A 25,843-nucleotide genomic window follows, 5' to 3' on the forward strand; every position below is an offset into this window, starting at 1 on the left:
GCGGAATGATAAAATTATTGTTTATATTTGCCGCTGAAAACCAACGTTTTAAACGGAATATGTCGTTGAATGTCGAGTGGGAATCCCCAGAATATATAAAAGCGTTCCAAGAGGAAAAACTGCGCTGCCTTATAAAATATTTAATGGAAAAATCCGCGTATTACAGGCGGGTTTTCGCAGAAAACGGAATCGACCCGTCAACAATCAATACTTTGGAAGACCTGAGGCGAGTGCCGCTTACCGACAAGGGGGACCTCCAGCGTTACAACGCGGATTTTCTTTGCGTTCCCAGGGAGATGATAGCCGATTATATGACTACCAGCGGTACCCTCGGAGATCCCGTGGTTTTTGCCGCCACTTCCAGGGACCTCGACAGGCTTGCCTACAATGAAAAGATTTCATTCGAATGCGCCGACGGGCATCCCGGGGAGATATACCAGCTCATGACCACTCTGGACAAGCGTTTTATGGCCGGATACGCATACGTGCTCGGAATCAGGGCCATGGGGGCTTCCATCATAAGGGTGGGTAACGGCATTCCGGAGCTCCAGTGGGATACGATAATGCGCATACGCCCGGATGCCATCATCTGTGTGCCGTCGTTCATACTGAAAATCATAAAGTACGCCGAGGAGCACGGAATCGATTACCGGGGATGTTCGGTCAGGAAGGCTGTCTGCATAGGGGAGAACCTGCGTGAACAGGATTTTTCGCTCAATCTTCTCGGAAAACGCATCAATGACAAATGGCCGGAACTGAAACTCTATTCCACATACGCTTCCACCGAGATGGGCACGAGTTTCTGCGAATGCGGTTGTGGTTGCGGAGGGCACCACCATCCCGAGCTGATAATATGCGAATTGATTGACGATGAGGGCAATCCTGTGCCTCAGGGCGAGGTGGGGGAACTCGTGGTGACTACCCTCGGCGTGGAAGGGATGCCTTTGCTGAGGTTCCGTACCGGGGACATGGCGCGGTTCCATTACGGACATTGCGGCTGCGGCAGGAACACCATGAGGATATCCCCGATAATCGGCCGCAAGAACCACATGATAAAGTTCAAGGGAACGACGATTTATCCTCCGGCAATCAATGACGTATGCGACAATACGCCTTATCTTGAAAACTATGTGGTAGTGCTTTCGGACAATGAAATCGGTGCGGACGACGTGACCGTTCGCGTAGGTTTGAAATACGTCCCGCAAGGTCCTGACGGCCTGCCGCTCGATGTCGTAAAAGACATGAAAGACCGTTTCAGGGCGCGTATCAGGGTGGCCCCGGATATAAAAATAGTGTCTGTCAATGAAAACAATGCCCTGCTGTTTCCGGACAAGAGCCGCAAGGCCGTGAAGCTGATAGACAAAAGGAAGAGGGGTTCAGGCGGTTTCTGACCTGAAAATGTCCGCTCCAGAGCGTTTCTTCATCAATTCGTTGAAGCAGTGGCGGCAAAGCGGGATGTAGGCATCCTTTTCGCCGAGCATCACGAGTTCGTCCGAGTCTGCCGTGCGGAAACTGTTGTTGGCCGGGTCGCCGCACCTTACGCAGATGGCATGGAGTTTCGTTATATGTTCGGCTATGGCCATCAGGCGCGGCATCGGGCCGAAAGGTTTCCCGGTATAATCCATGTCCAGCCCGGCGCAGATGACCCTTATGCCGCTGTTCGCCAGTTGCGAAGCCACGTCCACGATGCTTTCGTCCATGAACTGTACCTCGTCTATGCCGACGACATCCACGTTCTGTGCGTGCCTGAGGATTTCCATCGGGTCGTTTACGGCAATAGATTCTATGTGCATCCCGTCGTGGCTTACGACTTCGAAGGTGCTGTACCTCGTATCCATGGCCGGCGTGAATGACATGACCCGCAGTTTTGCGATTTTCGCGCGCGAGAGCCTTCTGATGAGTTCCGACGATTTTCCGCTGAACATCGAGCCGCAGCAGACCTCGATCGCTCCGCTTTTTTTAGGTGTTTCCGTAAACATTTTCTTAAATTTTCTAACTTTGCTTTTCGGGAAACAAAATTAGAGAATGTTTTAAAATTATGAAAGAAAATCTGTCTCTGCTGCGGAACGAAATAGATTCCCTGAAACGCTTGCTTGAAAACATGTCGGAGCGCCTGTCGGCCGCCGATGCGCTAATTTCCGCTATTGAGGAGGCGGAAGAGGCAGACGACCTGCCTGCCGACGATTTGCAGTCCATCGGCCAGCCCGCCAATGACCATCTCGTCGATGACCAGCCTGCCATTGCCCAGCCCGCCGACGACTTGCCGCCGCTCGAATTACAGGAGCTCGAACCGCCAGTGCAGGAAACTCCCGAGCCCGAAAGTCTGGTGCCGGATGTCCCGGAGCCGGAGATGTCCGCCCGGGAAGAAAGTACCGGAGCCCGGACCGAGACTCCGGAGCCGGAAGCCAGGCAGGGCAAAAGCCTTTTTGAGGATTTTACCATCTCGCAGGCATGGAGGACGGACCGTCCGGGTGCCCATGTGTCCGACATAAGAAGTGCGGTGACACTCAACGACAGGGTGCTTTTCATAAACACCCTTTTCAACGGGGATCCGGTCGCCTTCCAGGATACCATGCTGGCGATAAACGCCATGCACGGCATGGACGAACTTCTGGATTATCTTAAAGACAAAGATGCCGGCTGGGACATGGATTCGGACATCGTATACCGTTTCATGATGGCGGCAAGGCGCAAACTGGATTAAGGAGGGCTTATGGCAAAACTTTATATAGTCCCTACTCCGATAGGCAATCTTTCGGACATGACTTACAGGGCGGTGGAGGTCTTGAAAAATGTCGGGCTGATACTTTGTGAGGACACCCGGACTTCCCAGGTCCTTTTCAGGCATTACGGCATTGTCGCACCGAAACTGGAATCCCATCATAAGTTTAACGAGCACAAGACGGCCGAGTACATAAGCGACCGCATAGCCTCCGGTCTCGACACTGCCCTTGTATCCGATGCGGGGATGCCGGGGGTGAGCGACCCGGGTTTTCTTCTTGTGAGGGCTTGCGTGGAAAAAGGCGTGGAAGTCGAGACCCTTCCCGGCCCGTGCGCCTTTCTTCCGGCTTTGGTAAACAGCGGTTTTCCTTTGGACCGCTTTGTATTCGAAGGTTTTCTTCCTCAGAAAAAAGGCAGGTCGAGCCGTCTCGCTGCCCTGAAGGACGAGCAGAGGACGATGATATTCTATGAATCCCCGTACCGCCTTGTAAAGGCCCTTTCGCAGATGAAGGAGGTTTTCGGGGAGGACCGTCCCGCTTCCGTGTCGCGCGAACTTACGAAAATACATGAGGAAACAGTCCGTGGCACCCTTGCCGGGCTGGAGGCGCATTTTCTTGAAAACGAGCCCAAAGGAGAGATAGTTATTGTGGTTTCAGGGGCCCCGGAACCCGTGAAGGAAACTGGCGTGTCGAAAAACAAATACAAGACCCGGGACTGAAATTTCGTCAGAAAACCTCGGTTTTTTTCTGTTTTTTCATGTCATTATGTCAATTTTTCTTTAAGGGAACATGTTTTGTTGAAAACTCGTCGTGTTTTTAAAAATTTTTATAATAATAAAAGAAAAAAGGAGATTGACGATATATGAGCATAACTAAAGAAAATATGGAAATTCTGAACAGGTTTGCGACGAATCTGAATGAAAGGGCAGCGCAGGGAAAGCTCGATCCCGTCATAGGACGTGACGAGGAAATAAGAAGGGTGCTCCAGATTCTGAGCAGGCGTACCAAGAACAACCCTATACTTGTCGGAGAGCCGGGTGTCGGCAAAACGGCCATTTCCGAAGGTATTGCCGAGAGGATAGTCAACGGCGACGTCCCGGAAAATCTGAAGACGAAGCGCATATATTCCCTCGATATGGGTGCGCTGATTGCAGGTGCGAAATATCAGGGAGAATTCGAGGAGCGTCTTAAAGGTGTTGTCAAGGCGGTGATAGACAGCGAAGGAGAAATCATCCTGTTCATAGACGAGATTCATACCCTTGTGGGGGCCGGGCGTTCTTCCGGAGCGATGGATGCCGCAAATATACTGAAGCCGGCATTGGCAAGGGGAGAACTGAGGGCGATAGGTTCTACGACCCTCGACGAGTACCAGAAGTATTTCGAATCGGACAAGGCCCTTGAAAGGCGTTTCCAGATGGTAATGGTGGACGAGCCTACTCCGGCCGAATCCATATCCATCCTTCGTGGACTTAAGGAGAGGTATGAAAACCATCACAAGGTGCATATCGAAGATGATGCCATCATCGCGGCCGTCGAGCTTTCGCACAGGTACATTACCAACCGTTTCCTGCCGGACAAGGCCATAGACCTTGTGGACGAGGCGGCGGCAAGGCTGAGGCTCGAAATGAACTCGGTGCCGGAATCAATAGATGAACTCAACAGGAAAATCCGTCAGCTCGAAATCGAGCGCGAGGCTGTGAAAAGGGACGGTTCTTCGCTGAAGACGGAGCAGATAAAGGATTCTGTCAAGGCGGCTACAGAGGAGCGTGATGCGTTGATGAAGCAGTGGGAAAAGGAGAAAAAACGGCTCTCCGAACTCCAGCAGAAACGTCAGGACATGGAGGACCTGAAGGTTTCCGCCGCGGCTGCCGAAAGGAGCGGGGACTACGGCAAGGTGGCCGAAATACGTTACGGAAAGATGGCGGACACGCAGAAACGCATAGACGAACTGAATGCCGAAATCGCCGCCGACGAGCATCCGCTCATCAATGAGTCGGTAACTCCGGAGGACATCGCGGAAGTCGTCGCCAAGTGGACGGGCATACCTGTAAAGAGGATGCTCGAAAGCGAGAAGGAAAAACTGCTGAGGATGGAAGACGAGCTCCACAAACGTGTCGTAGGGCAGGATGAAGCCATCAGGGCCGTTTCCGATGCCGTGCGTAGGAGCCGTGCGGGATTGCAGAATGAAAAACGTCCTATCGGGTCGTTCCTGTTCATGGGTACTACCGGCGTGGGCAAGACCGAGTTGGCAAAGGCGCTTGCGGAGTTCCTGTTCAACGATGAAAACCTCATTACCCGAATCGATATGTCGGAGTATCAGGAGCGCCACTCGGTGAGCCGTCTTGTCGGTGCGCCTCCGGGATATGTTGGTTACGATGAAGGTGGCCAGCTTACCGAAGCCGTAAGGCGCAAGCCTTATTCGGTAGTCCTTCTCGATGAGATAGAGAAGGCCCATCCGGATGTGTTCAACATCCTGCTCCAGGTGCTTGACGACGGGCGTCTGACTGACAACAAGGGCCGTACGGTGGACTTCAAGAATACGATTCTGATTATGACATCGAATGTCGGTGCGGAAATCATCCAGGACTACATACACCGTCTGCCTTTGGACGGCTCCGGAAGGGAGGCCCTGCTGGCGGAATGCAAATCCAAGGTTCTTGAGGTTCTGAAACAGACCGTAAGGCCGGAGTTCCTTAACCGTATCGATGAGATAATCATGTTCCAGCCGCTTTCGGGCAAGGATATCAGGGACATCCTCCACATACAGATGAAGGAACTCGCTTCCCGCCTCGAAAACAGCGGTGTAAACATAGATTTTACCGAAAAATTCGTGGATTACATGAGTGTCAAGGGCTATGACCCGGCTTACGGGGCACGTCCGATAAAGAGGCTTTTCCAGAGGGAACTTGTGAACCTGCTTGCCAAAGGCATACTGGAGGGCAGGATAACCAAGGATTCGACCGTGGTAGTCGATGTCAAAGATGGGCAGATAGTCCTTTCTAACAGGAAATGATTTTCCTAAGAGAAGATGGATTCCATTGCGCATTTGCAACGCCACAGGGAGCTTCTGCTTGAGGAGTACCGCCATGAGCTGGCCGAAAATGAGGCGGAGATGGGGAGGATGTCTCTCGATCTCCGCCTTTCAAAAGGACTTTGCTGGTATCCGTTGGAATTGGGACGGAGTTTCTACAACTCTCTGAACCAGTATGTGCTTGCCGTATCCCGGCCGGCGCGTGAAGATGGTGAGGAAGAGGACGGGAGCCGTTTCGAATACGGGGTTCCGGTGAAGTTCTTTTTTATTGACAAGGACGGAAAATCGGTTTTTCTGAGCTATCCATGCACCGTGAGCCTTGTCGACGGCGATACCATGCTGGTCGCCGTTCCCGGAGAATCTGCGGTCTCGCGTTTGCGTGCGGAGACGGGACTGGGTGTCCAGCTTTCCTTTGACGAGACTACATACAGGCTTATGTTCGCGGCGCTTGACAGGGTCATCGCAGCCAAGAACGACAGGCTTGCCGGGTTGCGGGAGATATTGTTGGGGGCGGCTCCTGCCGTAAAGCGCGGTTCTGCCGTCCGCGGATCGTTTTCATGGCTGAATCCTTCGCAGGAGGATGCTGTCAATTCCATTCTTTGCTCCCGTGACGTGGCCATAGTGCATGGGCCTCCGGGCACAGGCAAGACTACTACTTTGACCGAGGCCGTATTCGAGACACTTTTCAGGGAAAATCAGGTGATGGTCTGTGCCCAGAGCAATGCGGCGGTCGACTGGGTGTGCCTGAAACTCATAGAACGGGGGATTCCCGTGCTGAGGGTGGGCAATCCGGTAAGGATAGATGACAAGGTCATGGACTGCACTTTTGAAAAACGCTTCGAAGACCATCCGGATTATCCTTTGCTCTGGAATGTCCGCAGGGCCGCAAGGGAGTGTTCGGCGGCGTTGAGGTCGAAAAACGGGAACCGCAGGGCATTGTCGGCTCGGCTGAGGGAGTTGCGCAAGAAAGCGGATGAACTGGAGCATTCCATTACCGACAATGTTTTCGACTCGGCGCGCGTGATTGCCTGCACCCTTGCCGGGGCCGCTTCGAAGGTGCTGTTCAACAGGCATTACAGTACCCTTTTCATAGACGAGGCCGCACAGGCCCTTGAAGCGGCTTCATGGATAGCCATAAACAAGGCGGACAGGGTGGTGTTCGCCGGAGACCATTGCCAGCTGCCCCCGACGGTCAAATGTCTCCGTGCCCTGGATGCAGGGCTCGGCAGGACACTTATGGAAGTCGTGGCGGAGAACAAGCCGGAATGCGTGAGCCTTCTTACCATGCAATACCGTATGAATGAGACGATAATGCGTTTCAGTTCATATTTTTTCTACGATAACAGGCTGAAGGCGGCGCCCCAGATTTCCGCCCGCGACACCTCATCTTTCGGTCTGCCGATGTTATGGATAGATACGTGCGATTGCGGTTTTTCCGAGCAGCATGTGTCGGACGGTACCGGCCGTGTAAACAGGGGAGAGGCCCGATTTGCCGTGTCGGTGCTGAAAAACTATGCGCAGCCTTTCGGGGCGGAGCGCATCCGTTCCGAGCATATCGATTTCGGACTGATATCCCCGTACAAGGCCCAGGTGTCCTGTTTGAGGGGACTCGTTTCGCGCAACCGTTTTCTGAAAAGCATAAGGAGTTCGGTGTCAATCAATACCGTGGACGGTTTCCAGGGCCAGGAAAGAGATGTAATCATCATAAGCCTTGTGCGTTCCAACAGGAACTCCAATATCGGTTTCCTTCATGAGCTGAGGCGCATGAACGTGGCCATGACACGGGCAAGGTACAAACTGGTAATCATAGGGGACAGCCGTACAATGTGTGCGCACCCGTTTTACAAGGCATTGTACAACTATATCGAAAAATCCGGAGGCCTGCTGGTCCCTGCCCCCGTTTCGGATTGTCCCTCTCCGGCTGGTCCTGCTCAGGGTGGTTCTGCTTCGGATGGTCTTGCTTCGGAAAGCTCTACTCCGGATTGTCCCGTACTGGATAGCCCTGCTTCCGTTTCGGATGCTCCAGCTCCGGATGGTCCCGTTTCGGATGGCTCTGTTCAGGATTGTTCTGCTTCGGCTGGTCCTGCTATGGACAGCTTTGTTTCAGGTGGTCCCGCTCTGGATAGCCTTGCTTCGGCTGGTACTGCCCCAGATGGTCCCGATGGCCCGAATGGGCAATCAGTTCCGGGAAAGTGTACCTGATTTGTGGCAAACTGGTTTGCTTTCCGGATAAGTGAACGTAGTGGAAGTCCGGGTGCAGATAATTTTGCAACAAGCTGAATATCAATACAATAAAAATCCAAGTGCACATTTCGAAAGTTTTAAACGGCCGAAATGTGCATCTATTTTACTAATCGCTTGATTGTCAATGCATTCAAAATTATCATGCACCGACTGTTCCAAAATTACATGGAAAGCTTTCCCCGAAAGTGCGGATGAGGAATAGCGTAGGAACAATATTTCCGGGGGAGGAGCAATATTCCCTGGAAAGTGCCACGGATTCGTGGGAATTTGGTTCACTTTCCCCTGATAGGACGGACAAAGAATGTAGGCAGAATAGCCGTAGAAGCGATTGTCCGATTTCGTTCCCGGGGAAAGTGCCACGGATTCGTGGCAAATTGGTTCACTTTCCCCGAAAGAACAGACCAGAAATGGACTATGAATGCATGTAGATTGCGGTAGACACGAATTTATTGGGGGAAAGTGCCGTGAATTTGTAGGAATATGGTTCACTTTCCCTGTGGTTTTCTGGTAGTTTCCCCGTGTAGGGCACCTGTAGTGCTCTGTAGTACGTGGATCATAGGGGAAAGTGCCTCGAATTCCCGGCAATTTGGTTCACTTTCCCTGAAAGTGCGGATAAATTATACCCGACAGCCCGGAGGCAGCCCGACAGCCAGAATGCTCGGAGACAGCTCGGAGACAGCCCGGAGACAGCCCGACAACCCGGATAATAGCCCCGGATAACAAAAAAGGACAGCCTTGACGGGCCGTCCTGCTGTAGTGGATGGGGGAATCGAACCCCCATTGCAAGATTGAGAATCTTGAGTACTAACCGTTATACGAATCCACCGGTTTGATTTGGGACTGCAAAGATAGATGTTTTAGGTGATATTCCAAATTTTTCGGCAGATTTTCCGCGAGATTTTCCACGATTTTACCGTTTTTGCTAATTTTGCAAAGCGTTTGCAATGTGCCGGACGTATTTTTGTGACCGGAAATTACCGAAAATTTTATTACCGGCGATTTTATGGATGTTTCATTATGGAAAAAGGTTTGATTAAAGAAAATTTTCCTGTTCTGGACATGACTTGCGCGGCCTGCGCCGCACGTGTGGACAAGGCCTTGAACAAAAGCAAGGGGGTCAGATGCGCTTCGGTGAACCTCGCTTCCAATATGGCCACGGTCGAATATGACCCGGCGGAGTGCAGTCCCGAGGCATTGAAAAAGGCTGTGGTAGATGCCGGTTACGACCTTGTGATAGGACGGCAGGAACGCGGGGAAGACGAGTTGGAAAAAGAACATGTCCGGAAAATGAAGGCGATGAAACGGAAACTGGTTTTCTCGATAGTGTTTTCCATCCCTGTTTTTGTCATATCCATGTTTTTCCCGGACATGCCATACGGAGGATATGTCATGCTTGTCCTTTCGGGAGCCGTGCTGGTATGGCCTGCTGGCGGGATATTTGCGGGAGCTTTCAGGCTTTTGAAGCATTTTTCTTCCAACATGGACACCCTCGTGGCGACAAGTACCGGGGTGGCATACGTTTTCAGTACCTTCAACCTGTTTTTCCCAGATTTCTGGCTATCCAAGGGAGTGGAGCCCCATCTTTATTTCGATGCTTCGTCCATGGTAGTCACTTTCATCCTGCTCGGCAGGTGGCTTGAAGAAAGGGCAAAGGGAAAGGCCTCTTCGGCAATCAGGGAGCTGATGGGCCTGCGGCCTGATACGGTGGGCGTGCTCGGAGAAGATTCGGAAATACGTGTCGTACCTATTGGCTATGTGAAGGCGGGGGACATTGTCGTAGTAAGACCCGGTGAAAGGATAGCTGTGGACGGCTCCGTGATAAAGGGCGATTCGTATGTCGATGAAAGCATGCTCAACGGAGAACCTCTGCCTTCACACAAATATGCCGGCGAAAAAGTGTTTGCCGGAAGCGTGAACGGGAGAGGCTCGTTGTATTTCAAGGCGGAAAAAGTAGGGGAGGGCACGCTTTTGTCCCGGATAATATCTTTGGTGAGGGATGCCCAGGGGAGCAAGGCTCCGGTGCAGAGGCTCGTAGACAAAATCGCATCCGTTTTTGTTCCTGTGATAATAGGCATAGCCTTCCTTTCTGCCGTCGTCTGGCTGATTGCTGACCCGTCCGAAGGTATGACCCATGCCCTCCTTGCGTTCGTGACCGTGCTTGTCATAGCCTGTCCCTGCGCATTGGGGCTTGCAACCCCTACGGCAATAATGGTGGGTGTCGGCAAGGCGGCAAGGAACGGCATACTCGTAAAGGATGCCCAAAGTATCGAAATAGCCAAGAAAACCGATGTCATCGTGCTCGACAAGACCGGTACGATAACTGAAGGCCGTCCGGCCGTCACCGATGTGTTCTGGGCTGAAGGTGAAAACATGCCAGGAGAAGCCGGACACAGGGGCACGGGAGATGCCGGGCATGGAAATGCCGGTCCTGGAGATTCCAGAACTGATGTGCGCCCTGCAATCTTAAAGTCCCTGGAACTGTTGTCGGAACATCCCATAGGAGAGGCCATAGCTTCTTATTTCGATTGCCGTCCGGTCGATGTCACAGGTTTTGCTGCCATGCCCGGAAAGGGCGTGAGGGGAACGGTCGGGGAGGAAACGTATTTTGTCGGAAACGAGACGTTTTTGAAGGAAAACGGGGTCTTGCTTCCGGATTCCCTGTCGTCTGCCGCCGCCGGCCTCGCATCCCAGGCGAAGACGGCGATATGGTTCTCGGACAGCAAGGAGGCCATAGCGGTACTCGGAGTCGCCGACAGGATAAAGCCGACTTCTGTCGAGGCCGTTTCGAAACTCAGGAAAATGGGCATCGAAGTACATATACTTACGGGCGACTCGAAGGAAAGTGCCGAATATGTGGCGCGTGTCTGCGGAATAGAAAACTGCCGTTATGGAGTGCTTCCGGATGAAAAAAGCAGCTATATACGGAGTCTGAAGGCTTCGGGAAAGACGGTCGCGATGGTCGGTGACGGGATAAACGACAGTGCCGCCCTTGCGGAAGCCGATCTCAGCATAGCCATGGGCAATGGAAGCGACATAGCCATGGATGTGGCAGGAATGACTATAGTCTCTTCAGATTTGAGAAAAATCCCGGATGCAATCAGGATTTCGGCGATGACGGTGCAGACAATACGGGAAAATCTTTTCTGGGCCTTCATTTACAACCTGATAGGCGTTCCGATAGCAGCCGGGGCCCTTTACCCGATTAACGGATTCCTGCTCAATCCGATGATTGCAGGTGCGGCGATGGCGTTCAGCAGCGTGAGTGTGGTTACGAACAGTCTGAGATTGGGTGTAAGAAAACTGTGGCCAGGCAAGAAGGCCGCGGCCGGAATCCCGGAAGTTTCAGATAAAACGAATGTGCCGGAAACGATTGTTAATAATAATGAAATTGTTGATAATAAAAATAATAAAGTAGTGACGAAAATGAAAAAAGAGTATGAAATCAGCGGCATGATGTGCATGAACTGCCGCAAACATGTCGAGAATGCACTTAACTCGATAGAGGGAGTGCATGCCACCGTTACGCTCGACCCGCCTGTGGCTGTTGTCGAATTCGATTCTGCCGAAGTTCCTGTGGAAGAACTCCAGAAAAGGCTTGCGGAAGAAGGCGATTACAGGATAAAGGCCAGGTAGCCCAGGCCGCTTCCCGTGAAGCCCCGTTCATGAAGCCCCGTTATTTCATGAAAACGAAATATACGGCAAGGATGAGGCAGGCGAATGCTGCCAAGTGGTTCCACTGCAACGCCTGCCCCTTGAATATGAACAGCGCGAAGAGTGTAAAGACGGTGAGTGTTATTACTTCCTGAATCACTTTGAGTTGCATCAGTGTGAAAGGCCCTCCGTTGTCTATGAAGCCTATCCTGTTGGCCGGTACCTGTGCGCAGTACTCGAACAGGGCTATCCCCCAGGAAAACAGTATCACCATCCACAGTTTCCAATCGGTCGTTATCTTCATCTCCTGAAGTTTCAGGTGCCCGTACCAGGCGAAGGTCATGAAAATATTCGATACGATGAGCAGAAGTATAGTATAGACCCCTTTCATGTCACCACTGTTTTATTAAAATCCTTTTGTCAAAACCGGTTTAAAATCCGCAAAAATCAAAACGGCCGCAAAAATAAGAAGTTCCTTTAGCAAAAACAATTTTTTCGGCTGCGACAGGATAGCGACAGAGCGCGACAGTAACATCAAATAAATTTGCTCCGCTTGCGGCTTCTTCGTATATTTGCCTTCGGTAAAATTTTTATGCTATGAGTCTGATAAAATCGATTTCCGGTATCCGCGGGACTATCGGAGGGAATCCGGGCGAGGCTCTTACGCCTGTAGATGTTGTAAAATTCGTTTCCGCCTATTGTGCGAGATTGAAAAAACTGTATCCCGGCAAGAGGTGCCGTGTCGTGGTAGGTCGGGATGCCCGCCTGTCCGGGGAGATGGTTGAGTCGCTGGTTTGCGGTACGCTCATGGCGTGCGGTGTGGATGTGGTGAAAGCGGGGCTCGCTACAACGCCTACGACTGAAATGGCAGTTATCTTCGAAAAGGCCCATGGAGGAATCATCATAACGGCATCCCATAATCCAAGGCAGTGGAACGCCCTCAAACTTCTGAATGAAAAGGGAGAATTTCTCGATGCCGCGGAAGGGGCGGAACTGCTCGAGTGTGCCGACAGGGGCGAGTTCTGTTTTTCGGAAATAGACACTCTCGGAAAGGTGACGGCAAAAGATTTTGCAGCAAAACATGTCGAAGCGGTTGTCGATTGTCCGTATGTCGATGTCGAGGCGATAAGGAAGGCCGGTTTCAAAGTGGCCCTCGATGCAGTCAATTCGGTCGGCGGTATCATCATGCCGATGCTTTTCGAAAGGCTGGGAGTAGAGTGCGTGAAAATCAATTGCGAACCTACCGGGGATTTTGCTCACAATCCCGAGCCGCTTCCGGCGAACCTTATGGAACTTTCGTCGGTTACGGCATCTTCCGGGGCGGATTTCGGAGTGTCCGTAGACCCTGACGTGGACAGGATTGCCTTAATGTGCGAGGACGGCACGCCATTCGGGGAAGAATATACTTTGGTAGCCGTTTCAGACTATGTTCTTGCGAATTATGACAGGATACGGCCGTCCCATCCGGTAGGTCATAAGCGCGCCACCGTTTCGAACCTTTCTTCATCCCGGGCGCTCAGGGATATTACCGAGCAGCGCGGGGGAACCTATACCGCTGCGGCAGTAGGCGAAGTGAACGTTACGGCCGAGATGAAACGCACCGGAGCCGTCATAGGAGGCGAGGGCAACGGAGGGGTCATTTTCCCTGAAATCCATTACGGCCGTGATTCCCTTGTAGGTGCGGCGCTTTTCCTGAGTTATCTCGCACATTACAGGGATATTTATCCCGATACTCCGGCGGAGTGCTTCAACGAGCGTGGCATAGTAAAGGTTTCGGCTGTCAGGGAGAGGCTTCCGCGTTACTGCATAGAGAAACACCGTATCGAACTGAAGGATCCGTCGAAGGTGGATTCCGTCCTTGCGGCCATCAAGGAACGCTATTCGGACAAGAGGATAACCGACATAGACGGGGTGAAGATAGATTTCGATATGGAAAGAAAATGGGTGCATCTCCGCAAATCCAATACGGAACCTATTATAAGGGTGTATGCCGAGGCTCCGACTTCGGCCGAGGCCGATGCCATTGCGGATGAAATAGTGATGCTCGCGGATTCGATTCTCGGATAACCTTCGCCGGAAATGTTTTCATTCAGGACCACACCGATTTTCGAACAGGACGACCTTGTCTTGCGCAAAGGCAGGGTCGGGGTGTTCTGTACTCCGAACTGCTGGCATCCGGAGCGCGGGGAGTATCTTTATGAGACATTTGCCAAGCGGGGAAACCTGAAGCATGTCTTTTCCCCGTCGACACCCGAGTTTTCCAATAAGGAAAGCCACATATATGTGCCTCTGGAGCAGTTGCGTGAAACGGACGTGCTCATTGTCGAAATCCAGGGGGCGGGGGCGAGGTATTTCGCCTACACCAACGACTTGCTGGAACTGTTTTCCTCAATGTCCGAAGAAAAGATAAACATACCGGTTTTCATTGTGGACCATATCAATCCGGCCGGCCGGCAGGTCGAGGGAACCATGTCCGAGGCGATGTTCAAACTGGCCCACAGGCACGGACTTACTGTCGGTGAGATTGCCTCTCTTGTCCATAATGACCTGAATGCGCGTTTTCCTCTGCATGTAATTTCCGTTTCCGCCACACCATCGAACCGCGAACTGCTTCCGTGGACGATTCCTATTGCGGCGGATATGCCGGGATATTTTACATGCAGCCTCTATTCCGGAAGCGCCCTGTGGTCGGGTACGAACGTAACTCCGGGCATAGGCACGACACGTCCGTACGAGATTTTCGGCGCGCCTTTCATGGAAAGCCTTCATAACAGTTACAAGATGCCGCCGGCAGCGGACGGGGCCACTTTGAGGCCTTGCCGTTTCCAGCCTTCGGTGGGGGAATATGCCGGGCGGCAGTGTTTCGGATATCAGATAATCCTCGAACCGGGCGCCTCGTATCATGCCCTCTCGCATGCGTTGCAGCTGATGAACTTCGTATACCGCAATTGCGAAGAATTTTCGATAATAAACGATGACGATTCGCTCGGGTTCAACGACAGGACTCTGATAGACCTGTTGGATGACGAAGTGCTGTACGGCTATGTTACGGGCGATGTCGAGTGGGAAACCGCGCGGGAGCATATCAAGGAGCAGGAGCAGAAATGGATTAAGAAAGCCAGAAAATTCCTTCTTTACGAGGAAAACCAGCTTTTCCGGGTAAAATAAGAAAAAAAATTTGTGTTTTCATAAAAAAGGGGTTACCTTTGCGCTCCGATTTGAAAAATATTAACGTTAATAATTTAATTTATAAAGCAATGAAGAAAAGTACTCATCCCGAAAGTTACCGTTTTGTCGCTTTCAAGGATATGTCGAACGATTACGTGTTCATTACACGTTCTTGTGCAAATACAAAGGAGACCATCGAAATCAACGGTGTGGAATATCCTCTTGTAAAACTCGAAATTTCGAACACATCACATCCGTTCTACACGGGTAAGATGAAGCTTGTGGATACCGCAGGACGTGTCGACAAGTTCTACCAGAGGTACAAGAAAAGAGACAACAGCCAGAAATAGTTTATTCGTTTCAGAAAATAGTTTATTCGTTTCATAATTTGGATTTGCCCATGGATGGTCATGCCGTTCATGGGTTTTTTGTTATTTCTCGTCCGTGACCCGAACAAAATGGACTGCCCTCCTTTCGGGAGAACTTCCTTGGCTACCCGATTGATTTTTCTTCAGGGTTCCGGATTCAGAATAAGGGATTTTGTCGCCCTGTTTTTCCACCCCATAGCCATCTATGATTTTTATAATATACTGATAACCAGTGTTTTATTAAAATAGCTCCTGCTTTTGGGTGCCTCAGAAAGCACCCAAAAGCAGTTCGTATTTTTGTAAGTTGTTGATTATTAATTACTTCAAAAAGAGCCGGCTGGCTGTGGGGTGGAAAATATGCAGGCAAAATCCGGTTTTACCTCCTCATCCCACTTCCATCCCTTTTCCTATCATTCTTTCGGCAGAGATGTTGTTTCCCTGGCCTCCCGAAAACAAAAGTTTGGAGCGAGTTGTGTTTTATTAAGTTGTTGGCAATCAATTACTTGTTAAAATAGGACTCGCTTTTGGGTAGTACGCAAACATGGTCAAAAGCGAGTGGTGTTTTCTTAAATAATTGATAATCAGTTATTTGTAAAAATTTTACTCGCTCCAAGCATTTGTCGACAGGGCCCAAGGGTTCAGCGGCCCGAATCCTCTATCATGTTCCTGATTGACAGGTTGTTGTAGGTGTCTTCGATGAGACTTTCAAGTGTGACGGGCATCCGGTATTTCCAGTGGTGATGCGGATTCGCCGGGTCGTTGATGCGTTCTTCGTCAGTGGGCGTGCCGTTGGTGCCGTGGGGGCCGAGTGCGTACCGTCCGGGGTAACGGAAAGTTGCCAGCCAGTCCTGTAGAGGGAAGACGGCAAAGGCTGAAGGACTTTGCAGATGGGCTGAGATTATCGCGGAACAAATCTCGGGGGTGCATTCGTCTGGAGCCTTCCCCGGCATGCCGAGAACGTTTTCATAATACCGTTGTGTCTTTTCCGGGTCTTCTTTCCACCAGCCGCGGAGTGTCGATACGTCGTGAGTCCCCGTGCTGCATACGCTTAGGTACGGATACCCTGCCGGGTCAGCAAATTCGCGGGCCGGGTTCTTGGGCATGCGCTGTATTTCGAGGGATGCTATTTTCAGGGAATCAAGCACTTCCGGAACGCAGTCGGGAATCATCCCGAGGTCTTCGGCACAAGCCGTCATGCCTGTAGCCGAGACGAGTTCGGAAAGCTTGAGCATTGCGCCGTTTTTCCAAAATCCGTTGTGCCTTCTGTAAAAGAAATCATCGTGAAGCCGCATATACGCCTTTTGAATTTTGTTGTCCAATGTCTTGAAAGCCAACGTGTCCGGACCGTTGAACAGGGGATGGTAAAAACCTTTCGCGCGCGGATCTTCAATAAATAATCCGCCAAGTGTTTTTTCGCCAAGTGTTTTTCCGTCAAGTGCGTTTCCGTCGGTTCCCGTTTCAGGCCCAGACAAGAACCCGGCAGACCGGAGCTCTTCTCCGCTGTATGGCAGGGCGGGATAGAAGTGCCCGTACATTCCGGAGCTTACTCCGCGGGGAATTTCCCATATCCTGAAAAATCCGAGTATATGGTCGATTCTGTACATTGAAAAATATTCAGACATCTTTTTCAGCCGCATTTTCCACCAGGAATATCCGTCGGAAGCCATCCGGTCCCAGTCGTATGTCGGGAACCCCCAGTTCTGCCCGTCTTTGGAAAAATAATCGGGCGGGGCGCCTGCCGAAAATCCCATGTTGAAGCATTCGGGATTGCACCAGGTATCCACGCCGTGCGGATTGACCCCTATAGGGATGTCGCCCATTATCGCTATGCCTTTCCCTGCGGCGTATGATACGGCTTCGGAAAGCTGGGCGTGAAGATGGTATTGGGTGAAAATTTGCAGTTGCATCCGGTCGTGGAACCGTGCCATCGAAAACATTTTTTCGGCAAGATTCGGTAAATATTCCGAGTATTCGCCCCATTTATTGAAATCCGGTGTTGCGTATTCGTCCCTGAGAGTACAGAATGCGGCATATGGAAGCAGCCAGCCGCAGTTTTTTCCCCAGAATTCCTTGAAATCCGGTGTGGCGAAAGTTTCAGAGGCATACATGCCGAACAGGATACGGATGTATTTGTCTTTAAGTGCGGCTACGTTTTCGTAATCTACGTAGCCCAGCCTGTCCGAATCATGCAGCCCGGACTCAAGAGCCTCGATTTCAGTGCTTTTGTCACCGGCAAACGCATTCCGAAGCGTATTCTTAAACGCATTCCTGATGAGGGAGGGGTTTATGTATATGGGATTCAACGCCATGACTGAAATGACATTGTAAGGGTACGAGTCGTCCCATGTGCGGTTTGCCGTAGTGTCGTTTACCGGGAGTATCTGCAATATGTGCTGTCCTGTGGCGTGGAGCCAGTCGGCGGCGGCCTTTATGCAGCTGAAGTCCCCTATGCCGTAGCCGTCCCTGACCCTTAGGGAAAAGACTGGCACGGCCGTTCCTGCAAAACGTGGCGGTTCCTGTCCGAAATCGGCTGAGGAAAACTCGAAAATGCAGGATGTCCCGGGAATTTTGTCCCCGCCTTGTTCCTGAACATGGATGTCCTGGACAGGTATGTCCAGCACCCTGTTGTCTCCGTTCTCCCAGACGATTTCGCCATTGCCCCGTTTCATTATAAACTTGAAAACAAGGCGTTTGTCCGTCTCCCGGATGGGGATTTCGGCCGCCCATCTGCCTGCTTCGCAAGGTTCCATCCTCAGGGCTTCCGATGTGTTCCACCGCCCGAGGCAGGGGTTCTCGCCGCTTACTAATATGCTATCCCCGGTTTTTACGGCAGGGACTGTAACTGTCAGGAAAATCCCGCGACCCTCTTCCAACGTTAACGGGTGGCATTTGTGAGGGAAAAATATTTTTGTGAATGGGTCGGAAAGCAACAGGGCGGAATTGTCATAACCCTGCCATGAGCATTTTATCGAGATGTCTCCATTCCCTGTGGTCAGATGCCTTTCTCCCCCGGTTTCATGCATGACGAGGCCCGGTATCGGCGATGAAGGGCCGCATTCAATCTGAAAACAATATCTGATGTCTGTCCATGGGGATACTTCTGCAACCGCCTTCCAATCGTCCCGGCAGCGGCCGGAAGGGTACATCCTTATTTTCTTCCCGTCGAGAAGCAGGAAAACGGCATCTCCCGGCGATGTCCTGAAATTTATGCTGAATGTAATTTTCATGGGATGAAATTCTACATAATCATGGAATGAAATTTTACATAAAGAATGCAAATTTACCGATTTTACCTATCTTCGCGAAAATTATTTTCCTGTATGAAAAAGATATCAGTTGCGGCCTTGGCGCTTTTAATGTCAGTCTGCCCCCTTGTCTCGATGGGCGGGAACCTTCCGGAAGAGGAGTGGCATGACGGGAAGTATTCAATGTTCATCCATTTCGGGCTGTATTCGGTGCTCGGCGGAGTGTGGGATGGAAAACCTGTGACTCAGGGATATAGCGAGCAGATACAGTCTTTTGCCGGGATTTTCAGCGATTGGTATGCGCTGACTGCCGACGAGCTTGATCCGACGGCTTTCGATGCAGACAGCATAGTGGCCCTTGCGGAGCGTGCCGGGATGAAATCAATAGTCTTTACGTCCAAGCACCATGACGGTTTCTGCATGTTCGGAACGGAAACCACGGATTTCAATTCGGTTGATGCGACACCTTGCGGCCGCGATTTCGTCCGTGAACTTTCGCAGGCATGCGCAAAGGCGGGAATGAGATTCGGGCTGTATTTTTCCATAATCGACTGGCATTATCCGTACGCATATCCTATTTCGAGCCACAATGCGGATTTTGTCACACCGCAGCACCATGAACTAAACAAAGCGCAGGTCACGGAGCTTCTTACGAAATACGGGCCTATATCCGAGCTCTGGTTCGACATGGGCTCGCAGACTCCCGGGCAGAGCCGTGAACTTTACACGCTTGTCCATTCGTTGCAGCCGGATTGTATGGTAAGCGGCCGTATCGGCAATGATTTCTACGATTTTTCAGTAATGGGCGATAACAGGTATCCGGACGGGGCGTTACAAGCCCCTTGGCAGACCGCAGCATCCATGTTCGATGAGACATGGAGCTACCGTTCGTGGCAGGAGAGGGGAAGTGTGTCCGTAAAGGCGATGGAAAAACTCCGCAGCCTGATAAGGGTAGTCTCGCACGGCGGGAATTATCTGTTGAACATCGGTCCGGATGGGACGGGAGCCGTTGTTCCTTTCGAGCGCGACGTGCTTCTGACAATAGGAAAATGGCTGGATGAAAACGGGTCCGCCATCTACGGCACCGAAGCCTCTCCTTTCCGTGAAGATTTCGAGTGGGGCGCAGTGACGAGGAAGGACAATGTTCTGAACCTCATATTTTCAGGAAAACGTCCCGCTGACGGGGAGGTAGTTCTCCGGATGCCGGGATATTCGGCCGTATCCGTGCAGGATAATGCCGTATACAGACAGGAGGGCGATTATCTGACAGTATGTGTCCCGGAGTATTGTGAAGACGAGATTCCTATAGTGAGCATAGTTTTCGACCGTCGGATAGAACCGCTGTCGGAGGGTGCGATGGAATGCGCTGAAGGAAGTATCCTGTCCGGCCGGAATGCTGTAAAGGACTACAGCTATTCGTGTTTCGACTATTACAGCAATTACCGCAGTACGGTCGCATATTCGTGGGAAATCATGCCTGGCAGGAAGTTCGGGAGGAACAAGGACGTCAAGAGCGTGAGGATAGTACACACTTCTTCCGAAAACGGCAGGAAAATCCGCCTTTCTGTAAACGGGGAAACCCGCGAATTTGAGCTGAAAGGCTCTCTGGCGGTGAATCCGGACAGGTCGGATTATTCCGTGGAAGGGGCTTATATGCAGCTTTACCGCGCTTCGTCCTTCGATACTCCGGATACGGTCGCGGCGGTCACTGGTTTCGAGGGATGGTCACTGATGCCGCAATCAGGGGAAATTTCAGTAAAATCGCATCCGTTCGGCAATTGCCGCATGGTGCTGGATGTGGTTTCAGACAAAGAACGCGAGCTGGTTCTGGACGTTGTGTCCGGAAACGGCATGGAATTGTATGTGAATGGAAAATTATGCGCGAAACATCTGAATCCGTACCGCAGCGGGCGCAACTGTGAAAAGGTCGTGGTCAGGCTCGTGAAAGGGAATAACCAGATACTCTTGCGTTCATATAACAGGTTTGAGAACGTACTTTATGCCGGTCTGTCCGTATCGCCGGAACAGGGCCTCTGTGCCGACGTGATTGAACTGCCTGCCGCTATCAGGGCCGGAGTGCCGGCCGAAATACGGATAGAGGCTGCCGACACTCCTTCGGAACATACTGACGGAAGGCTGCATAACATCGGCATTGTTCTGTAAAATACGTAAAAAATACCCCCCCCCCGGTAAATTTTGCGGAAACAGGTGTCCCGATTAAAAAATAATGCCTATTTTTGTATTATAAACTGTTTACCCGGTTTTAAGTATTAATGGGATTTAGCGGATATGAAGCAATATTGTCCCGATTTTGTGAACCTATTTTTAACTGATTGGATTATAATGTTTTATATATCTTTTCAGGATTAATGAATTTACCTTTCGATACAGTAATGGGACCTGATTCCGAAAATCATCCTCCGGCGTTGACGGAGGAAGCCGAGCCCAAAAGATGGTATGTCATGAGGGATTTGAAACGCCACAATGCCAAGATGCCTGCATTCAAAGAGCTGGCAATGAAGGGCATTGAGGTATTCACCCCTTTGAAAAGCAGGCTGTCTGTCTGTAGAGGGAAAAGAATCAGGGAGGAAATACCGGTAATACAGGATTTGCTTTTTGTCCATGAGTCGCGCGGGATTCTCGACCCGGTTGTAGAAAAAACACCTACGTTGCAATACCGTTTCGTGCGCGGAGGTTTCCGCGAACCGATGACGGTAAGGGATGCGGATATGGAGCGTTTCATATATGCGGTACGTGCCGCCGAGTCCCCGGTGTTCTATGTCCCTGACGAACTCACTCCGCAGATGTGCGGAAAGAAAGTGAGGATGGTCGGTGGCAATCTCGACGGGTATGAAGGCAGGCTGCTTGCAGTCCGCGGCTCGCGTGTCAAAAGGATTTTGATAGAGCTTCCCAACTTACTGTCGGTGAGCGTTGAAGTCCAACCGGAGTATATACAATTGATTAACTGAACCTTTTATAAATCGGCCTTTTATGATGTATTACTTGTTTTTGTGCTGCGATTTGTTGCTTGCCATTTTTTTAGGATGCCTCATCATTCCTAAAATCCTGGTCATCTCCTACAAGAAGGAGCTTTTCGATATGCCGGACAGCAGGAAGGTACACAAGGTGCCAATCCCGAGGCTCGGAGGCGTTTCGTTTTTCCCGGCCATACTGATTTCGGTATGTTTCATGATGGGCGTGAGGTATTTTACCGGATATACATTGGTCAATATCGATATCGAACAGACCCTTTGCCAGTTTTTCTTCCTGGCCGCCGGAGGCATGCTGCTGTATCTGGTGGGTCTGGCGGACGACCTTATCGGCGTGGGCTACCGTTATAAATTCATGGCCCAGATAGTTGCGGCCCTGCTTCTCGTCTGGCCCGGGGAATGGATTAATTCGCTCGGAGGCCTTTTCGGGGTTTATGAGATTCCGGCTTTCATCGGGATTCCGCTGACACTCCTGATTGTAGTGTATATCACAAATGCAATCAACCTTATAGACGGCATAGACGGCCTCGCTTCGGGGCTGTGCTGTATCGCACTGACAGTCCTGGGCATCCTGCATGTCATAGAGGGAGAGTATATTTATGCGATGCTGGCTTTCTCCACCTTAGGTGTGGTGATACCGTTTTGGTTCTATAACGTGTTCGGCAATGCCAACAAAGGGCACAAGCTCTTCATGGGAGACACGGGCAGCCTGACTTTGGGCTACATATTGAGCGCCCTCGTCATCCACATGAGCGTTGTGGAGCCTTCTGAAAACATAAAGGCGGGCAATCCGGACATGATAGTGGCGTTCTCGACCCTTTTAGTGCCTCTTTTCGATGTAGTAAGGGTTGTGCTTCACCGTCTCAGGGAAGGGAAGAACCCATTCCTGCCGGATCAGAACCATTTTCATCACAAACTGCTGCGTACCGGGATGAGGGTGCGTTCGGTGATGATTACGATATTGTGTGTCTCCCTGTTCTTCATCGGTTTCAACTATCTGCTGGCCGACAGGATGGACACGACCCTGCTCCTTGTGCTTGATGTGACGATTTGGACTGTGATGCAGCTCGGAATCAACTATGCCATCAGGCAGAACAAGGGAAGGGGCAGAAGACTGTGGAATATAAAACAAGAAAAAACAATATGATGAATCGTTCTATTTTACGGGCGGCCTTCCTGCTGTTGTCGGGGGTGTTCCTGCTCGCTTCGTGTTCTTCTTACAAGAAGGTAGTATATTTTCAAGATATTTCCTCAGGCCTTTACGAGATGCCACTTGCGACTCCGAAAGAAATTACCCTGCGGCCCGGGGACAAGATCTCAATCCTCGTAAACAGCCGCGACCCCCAGCTGATGGATTTGTTCAACCTTCCGTATGTTTCGAGGCAGCTCGGGATGTCTTCGAGGGTTAACGTGACAACATCGACCACCCAGGGTATAATGGGATATACCATAGACGAAGAAGGATATATAGATTTTCCTGTATTGGGTAAAATAAAGGTCGAAGGAATGAAACGTGAAAATGTTGCCGAATATATTAAGAACGAGCTGATAAACAACAACCTCGTAAAGGACCCGGTCGTTACTGTGGAATATATGAACCTTTGCATCTCGGTGATGGGAGAGGTGAACAAACCAGGCCGGTTCAATATCGACAGGGACTGCATCACTGTAATCGACGCCCTCAGCATGGCCGGAGACCTGACTATATACGGCCAGCGGAACAACGTCCTCGTGCAGAGAGTGGAGGACGGGGTGATGAAGGCCTACAGGATAGACCTTACTTCGGGAGAACAGGTATATACTTCGCCGGCCTATTATCTGATGCAGGACGATGTCGTATATGTCGAGCCTAATCCGGTGAAAGCAAGGCAGTCCACTGTGAACGGAAACAACCTTCTTTCTACTTCGTTCTGGATATCGATTGCTTCGCTCATAGCTTCAATCATAAATATCATTATACCTTAAAATAGAAAATATATCGAATCATGGCAGATAATATCAGTGCAAACAATCAGGTAAAACAGTCCGAAGATTTCATAAGCATACAGGATTTCCTGTACATGTGCCTGTCCAAGTGGTATTGGTTCGCGATATCGCTCGTAGTGCTCATCGCTTTGGCTTTGATATATATAATGAGGACCCCTCCGGAGTATACCCGCTCGGCTTCGATGCTTATAAAAGAGGAGGGAAAGGGACAGTCCATTTCGAGCGATGTGAGTTCCGCTTTTGCCAGCATGGGGCTGGTACAGTCCAATACCAATGTGAACAATGAGGTGATAGCCTTGCAGTCGCCGGCAATCATGACCGATGTGGTTAAGAGGTTGCATTTGGATGTGAACTATAAGGTAGACGGACGTTTTTACGATAGGGTACTCTACGGACAGAACCTGCCGGTATCGGTGAGTTTCCTTGACCTGAACGACAATGAGTCAGCTTCATTCACGATAAAGCCTGCTGCGGACGGCACTCTTGGTTTTTCGGATTTCGTCCGTAACGGGGAGGAATCCGATGCAGAGGCGACAGGAAAGCTCAATGATACCATAGAAACCCCTGTCGGCAGGATTGTCGTTTCGACTACGCCGTATTATTCAGGGACTTTCGACTCGGACGTATATGTCAGCCGTTCGACGATTTATGGCGCCGTGCAGTCTTATTCGCAAAGGCTGTCGGTCGGCCTTGCCAACGAGGATGCCACGATAATCAATCTTTCGATAACAGATGTATGCATACAGAGGGCCGAGGATGTGCTGAATACGCTCATAGCCGTATATAACGAAAACTGGCTGAAAGACAAGAACCAGATAGCCGTCAGTACGTCCATGTTCATAAACGACCGTCTGAAAGTAATCGAGAACGAGCTCGGGACAGTGGATGCGGACATAGCATCGTATAAGGGCGAGAATCTGCTTCCGGACATACAGGCCGCTTCGAGCATGTATATGTCGCAGAGCCAGGAGACAAATGCGCAGATACTGGAACTCAGCATGCAGCTGTCCATGGCAAAATACATAAAGAGTTATCTTGCCGCAGGAGAGTCACAGAACCAGCTGCTGCCGGCCAATTCCGGAATATCCGGAGGCAATATCGAGAATCAGATTTCGGAATACAACACAGCACAGCTCCAGAGGAACAACTTGGTCGCGAACAGTAGCGACGAGAACCCTTTGGTGAAAGATATGGACAATGCGCTGAAGTCCATGCGTGAAGCCATCATCACTTCCATAGACAATCTTGTGGTGACACTGAATACGCAGATAGAGACTTTGGAGCAGACAAACGAGCAGATAATGGCGAAGATAGCCGCGAGCCCTTCGCAGGCTAAAGACCTGTTGTCGGACGAAAGGCAGCAGAAGGTAAAGGAGGCCCTTTATCTCTTCCTGCTCGAAAAACGCGAGGAAAACGAACTTTCCCAGGCGTTTACGGCCTACAATACCCGCATCATCACGCCTCCGACCGGCAGCATGTTGCCTACGGCTCCGGTTAAACGGAATATTTTCCTGATAGCCATAGCTCTCGGAGTCCTGATACCGATAGCTGTCATTTTCATTAAGGAAATGTTCAATACCGCTATCAGGGGACGTAAGGACATCGAGGGCATGAATGTTCCGTTCCTCGGTGAGATTCCGCTCATCGGCAAGAAGAAACGTTTTTCAAGGCTGGCCGGCATGAGACAGAGGAAAAAGAAATACGAGAAAGAGGTTCCGGAAATCGTGGTCAGGGCCCAGAGCCGCGATGTGATAAACGAGGCGTTCAGGGTGGTACGTACAAACCTTGAATTCGTAATCGGCAAAGAAGAAGGGCCTAAGGTAATCATGGTTACATCCATGAATCCGGACAGTGGAAAGACCTTCGTTATATCCAACCTTGCGGCAAGTTTTGCGATAAAGAAGAAAAAGACAGTCATCGTAGACCTCGATTTGAGGAAGGCGACCCTGAGCAGTTATGTCGGCAATATAAAGACCGGAGTGTCTAATTATCTCGCGGATAAGGACGTATCGTTATTTTCCATAATTTTCAAGGACAAGTCGATACTTGACCTCGATATCATTCCTGTCGGAACCATACCTCCGAATCCTGCCGAGCTCCTGTTTTCGGAAAGATTGGGGCAGTTGCTCTCCGAATTGAAGCAGAAGTATGATTATATTTTCATAGACTGTCCTCCGGTCGAAGTGGTGGCTGATACTTCCATCATTGGACGTCATGCGGACTATACCCTGTTCGTGGCAAGGGCCGGGCTGCTTGACAAACGCATGCTGCCTCAGATAAACGGTTTTTATGCGGATAATAAGTTCAAGGGCATGCTGCTCGTGCTCAACGGTACTGAAGTGGCCCAGGGCCGTTACGGTTACCGCAAGTACGGGTACAGTTACGGATACAACTACGGTTACGGAAGTTACGAAGGTTACGTCCAGAAATAGTTGAGTCT

17 protein-coding genes and 1 tRNA gene are annotated in these 25,843 nt (G+C 50.8%); 14 read left to right on the forward strand and 4 right to left on the reverse strand.

Going from position 1 to position 25,843, the window contains the following annotated elements:
- The first annotated feature begins 59 nt into the window (after positions 1 to 59).
- A complete protein-coding gene (locus tag B5F83_RS02400; protein WP_087275208.1) occupies positions 60 to 1,391 on the forward strand; it encodes an AMP-binding protein in 1,332 nt (443 codons plus the stop codon).
- Here B5F83_RS02400 and B5F83_RS02405 read toward each other — a convergent pair.
- A complete protein-coding gene (locus B5F83_RS02405) occupies positions 1,377 to 1,979 on the reverse strand; it encodes a thymidine kinase (RefSeq protein ID WP_087275206.1) in 603 nt (200 codons plus the stop codon). The two genes, B5F83_RS02400 and B5F83_RS02405, sit on opposite strands and share 15 nt — an antisense overlap.
- Positions 1,980 to 2,038: 59 nt before the next feature.
- Here B5F83_RS02405 and B5F83_RS02410 point away from each other — a divergent pair, with 59 nt between their 5' ends.
- The 4 genes from B5F83_RS02410 to B5F83_RS02425 all read left to right on the forward strand — a co-directional run bounded on the left by B5F83_RS02410 (position 2,039) and on the right by B5F83_RS02425 (position 7,953).
- Positions 2,039 to 2,704 (forward strand): hypothetical protein, encoded by a 666-nt coding sequence (locus B5F83_RS02410; protein WP_087275205.1) that lies wholly within the window; start codon positions 2,039 to 2,041, stop codon positions 2,702 to 2,704.
- Positions 2,705 to 2,713: 9 nt separating this feature from the next.
- Complete coding sequence (gene rsmI / locus B5F83_RS02415; RefSeq protein ID WP_087275203.1) at positions 2,714 to 3,439, forward strand: 16S rRNA (cytidine(1402)-2'-O)-methyltransferase; 726 nt, start codon at positions 2,714 to 2,716, stop codon at positions 3,437 to 3,439.
- Between the two features lie 143 nt (positions 3,440 to 3,582).
- Positions 3,583 to 5,733, forward strand: a complete 2,151-nt coding sequence (locus tag B5F83_RS02420) for an AAA family ATPase (RefSeq protein ID WP_087275201.1) — start codon at positions 3,583 to 3,585, stop codon at positions 5,731 to 5,733.
- A gap of 15 nt (positions 5,734 to 5,748) precedes the next feature.
- Positions 5,749 to 7,953 carry an AAA domain-containing protein gene (locus B5F83_RS02425; protein ID WP_087275199.1) on the forward strand — a complete coding sequence of 735 codons (2,205 nt, stop codon included), beginning with the start codon at positions 5,749 to 5,751 and terminating at the stop codon, positions 7,951 to 7,953.
- A 796-nt stretch (positions 7,954 to 8,749) separates the two neighbouring features.
- Here B5F83_RS02425 and B5F83_RS02430 read toward each other — a convergent pair.
- Positions 8,750 to 8,821: transfer RNA gene (locus B5F83_RS02430), tRNA-Glu, on the reverse strand.
- Between the two features lie 188 nt (positions 8,822 to 9,009).
- Here B5F83_RS02430 and B5F83_RS02435 point away from each other — a divergent pair.
- Positions 9,010 to 11,628: a heavy metal translocating P-type ATPase gene (locus B5F83_RS02435; protein WP_087275524.1), complete on the forward strand. Its 2,619-nt coding sequence runs from the start codon at positions 9,010 to 9,012 to the stop codon at positions 11,626 to 11,628.
- Positions 11,629 to 11,668: 40 nt separating this feature from the next.
- On the opposite strand, the gene B5F83_RS02440 is transcribed toward B5F83_RS02435, so the two are convergent.
- Complete coding sequence (locus tag B5F83_RS02440) at positions 11,669 to 12,037, reverse strand: DMT family protein (RefSeq protein WP_087275198.1); 369 nt, start codon at positions 12,035 to 12,037, stop codon at positions 11,669 to 11,671.
- A 206-nt stretch (positions 12,038 to 12,243) separates the two neighbouring features.
- Between B5F83_RS02440 and glmM the strand changes: the two genes are divergently transcribed.
- The 3 genes from glmM (at position 12,244) to B5F83_RS02455 (ending at position 15,164) form a co-directional block, all read left to right on the forward strand.
- The gene (gene glmM, locus B5F83_RS02445; RefSeq protein ID WP_087275197.1) at positions 12,244 to 13,713 is read left to right on the forward strand and encodes a phosphoglucosamine mutase; all 1,470 of its coding nucleotides are present in this window, start codon (positions 12,244 to 12,246) and stop codon (positions 13,711 to 13,713) included.
- Positions 13,714 to 13,725: 12 nt separating this feature from the next.
- On the forward strand, positions 13,726 to 14,814 hold the full coding sequence (locus B5F83_RS02450; RefSeq protein WP_087275195.1) for an exo-beta-N-acetylmuramidase NamZ domain-containing protein: 1,089 nt from the start codon (positions 13,726 to 13,728) through the stop codon (positions 14,812 to 14,814).
- Between the two features lie 89 nt (positions 14,815 to 14,903).
- On the forward strand, positions 14,904 to 15,164 hold the full coding sequence (locus B5F83_RS02455; protein WP_087275194.1) for a type B 50S ribosomal protein L31: 261 nt from the start codon (positions 14,904 to 14,906) through the stop codon (positions 15,162 to 15,164).
- A 656-nt stretch (positions 15,165 to 15,820) separates the two neighbouring features.
- On the opposite strand, the gene B5F83_RS02465 is transcribed toward B5F83_RS02455, so the two are convergent.
- Positions 15,821 to 18,409, reverse strand: a complete 2,589-nt coding sequence (locus B5F83_RS02465) for a 4-alpha-glucanotransferase (protein ID WP_087275190.1) — start codon at positions 18,407 to 18,409, stop codon at positions 15,821 to 15,823.
- A gap of 93 nt (positions 18,410 to 18,502) precedes the next feature.
- Between B5F83_RS02465 and B5F83_RS02470 the strand changes: the two genes are divergently transcribed.
- From B5F83_RS02470 to B5F83_RS02490, 5 genes are all read left to right on the forward strand, one after another.
- A complete protein-coding gene (locus tag B5F83_RS02470) occupies positions 18,503 to 20,590 on the forward strand; it encodes an alpha-L-fucosidase (protein WP_087275188.1) in 2,088 nt (695 codons plus the stop codon).
- Positions 20,591 to 20,820: 230 nt separating this feature from the next.
- Positions 20,821 to 21,396, forward strand: a complete 576-nt coding sequence (locus B5F83_RS02475; protein WP_143822442.1) for a UpxY family transcription antiterminator — start codon at positions 20,821 to 20,823, stop codon at positions 21,394 to 21,396.
- A gap of 25 nt (positions 21,397 to 21,421) precedes the next feature.
- Positions 21,422 to 22,564 carry an MraY family glycosyltransferase gene (locus B5F83_RS02480; protein ID WP_087275520.1) on the forward strand — a complete coding sequence of 381 codons (1,143 nt, stop codon included), beginning with the start codon at positions 21,422 to 21,424 and terminating at the stop codon, positions 22,562 to 22,564.
- The gene (locus B5F83_RS02485) at positions 22,564 to 23,382 is read left to right on the forward strand and encodes a polysaccharide biosynthesis/export family protein (RefSeq protein WP_087275518.1); all 819 of its coding nucleotides are present in this window, start codon (positions 22,564 to 22,566) and stop codon (positions 23,380 to 23,382) included. Before B5F83_RS02480 ends, B5F83_RS02485 begins: the two co-directional genes overlap by 1 nt.
- Positions 23,383 to 23,402: 20 nt before the next feature.
- A complete protein-coding gene (locus B5F83_RS02490; RefSeq protein ID WP_087275186.1) occupies positions 23,403 to 25,835 on the forward strand; it encodes a tyrosine-protein kinase family protein in 2,433 nt (810 codons plus the stop codon).
- Positions 25,836 to 25,843: the final 8 nt, after the last annotated feature.

The sequence above is a fragment of the Muribaculum sp. An289 genome (assembly GCF_002159555.1).
GTDB lineage: Bacteria > Bacteroidota > Bacteroidia > Bacteroidales > UBA932 > Merdivivens > Merdivivens faecigallinarum.

Bases quoted from the DNA above. Each gene is read 5' to 3' on its own strand.
- B5F83_RS02440 (WP_087275198.1), bottom strand. From the start codon at position 12,037: ATGAAAGGGGTCTATACTATACTTCTGCTCATCGTATCGAATATTTTC.
- B5F83_RS02400 (WP_087275208.1), top strand. From the start codon at position 60: ATGTCGTTGAATGTCGAGTGGGAATCCCCAGAATATATAAAAGCGTTC.
- B5F83_RS02450 (WP_087275195.1), top strand. From the start codon at position 13,726: ATGTTTTCATTCAGGACCACACCGATTTTCGAACAGGACGACCTTGTC.
- B5F83_RS02490 (WP_087275186.1), top strand. From the start codon at position 23,403: ATGGCAGATAATATCAGTGCAAACAATCAGGTAAAACAGTCCGAAGAT.
- B5F83_RS02470 (WP_087275188.1), top strand. From the start codon at position 18,503: ATGAAAAAGATATCAGTTGCGGCCTTGGCGCTTTTAATGTCAGTCTGC.
- B5F83_RS02410 (WP_087275205.1), top strand. From the start codon at position 2,039: ATGAAAGAAAATCTGTCTCTGCTGCGGAACGAAATAGATTCCCTGAAA.
- B5F83_RS02405 (WP_087275206.1), bottom strand. From the start codon at position 1,979: ATGTTTACGGAAACACCTAAAAAAAGCGGAGCGATCGAGGTCTGCTGC.
- B5F83_RS02480 (WP_087275520.1), top strand. From the start codon at position 21,422: ATGTATTACTTGTTTTTGTGCTGCGATTTGTTGCTTGCCATTTTTTTA.
- B5F83_RS02420 (WP_087275201.1), top strand. From the start codon at position 3,583: ATGAGCATAACTAAAGAAAATATGGAAATTCTGAACAGGTTTGCGACG.
- B5F83_RS02475 (WP_143822442.1), top strand. From the start codon at position 20,821: ATGGGACCTGATTCCGAAAATCATCCTCCGGCGTTGACGGAGGAAGCC.
- B5F83_RS02485 (WP_087275518.1), top strand. From the start codon at position 22,564: ATGAATCGTTCTATTTTACGGGCGGCCTTCCTGCTGTTGTCGGGGGTG.
- rsmI (WP_087275203.1), top strand. From the start codon at position 2,714: ATGGCAAAACTTTATATAGTCCCTACTCCGATAGGCAATCTTTCGGAC.
- B5F83_RS02425 (WP_087275199.1), top strand. From the start codon at position 5,749: ATGGATTCCATTGCGCATTTGCAACGCCACAGGGAGCTTCTGCTTGAG.
- glmM (WP_087275197.1), top strand. From the start codon at position 12,244: ATGAGTCTGATAAAATCGATTTCCGGTATCCGCGGGACTATCGGAGGG.
- B5F83_RS02465 (WP_087275190.1), bottom strand. From the start codon at position 18,409: ATGAAAATTACATTCAGCATAAATTTCAGGACATCGCCGGGAGATGCC.
- B5F83_RS02455 (WP_087275194.1), top strand. From the start codon at position 14,904: ATGAAGAAAAGTACTCATCCCGAAAGTTACCGTTTTGTCGCTTTCAAG.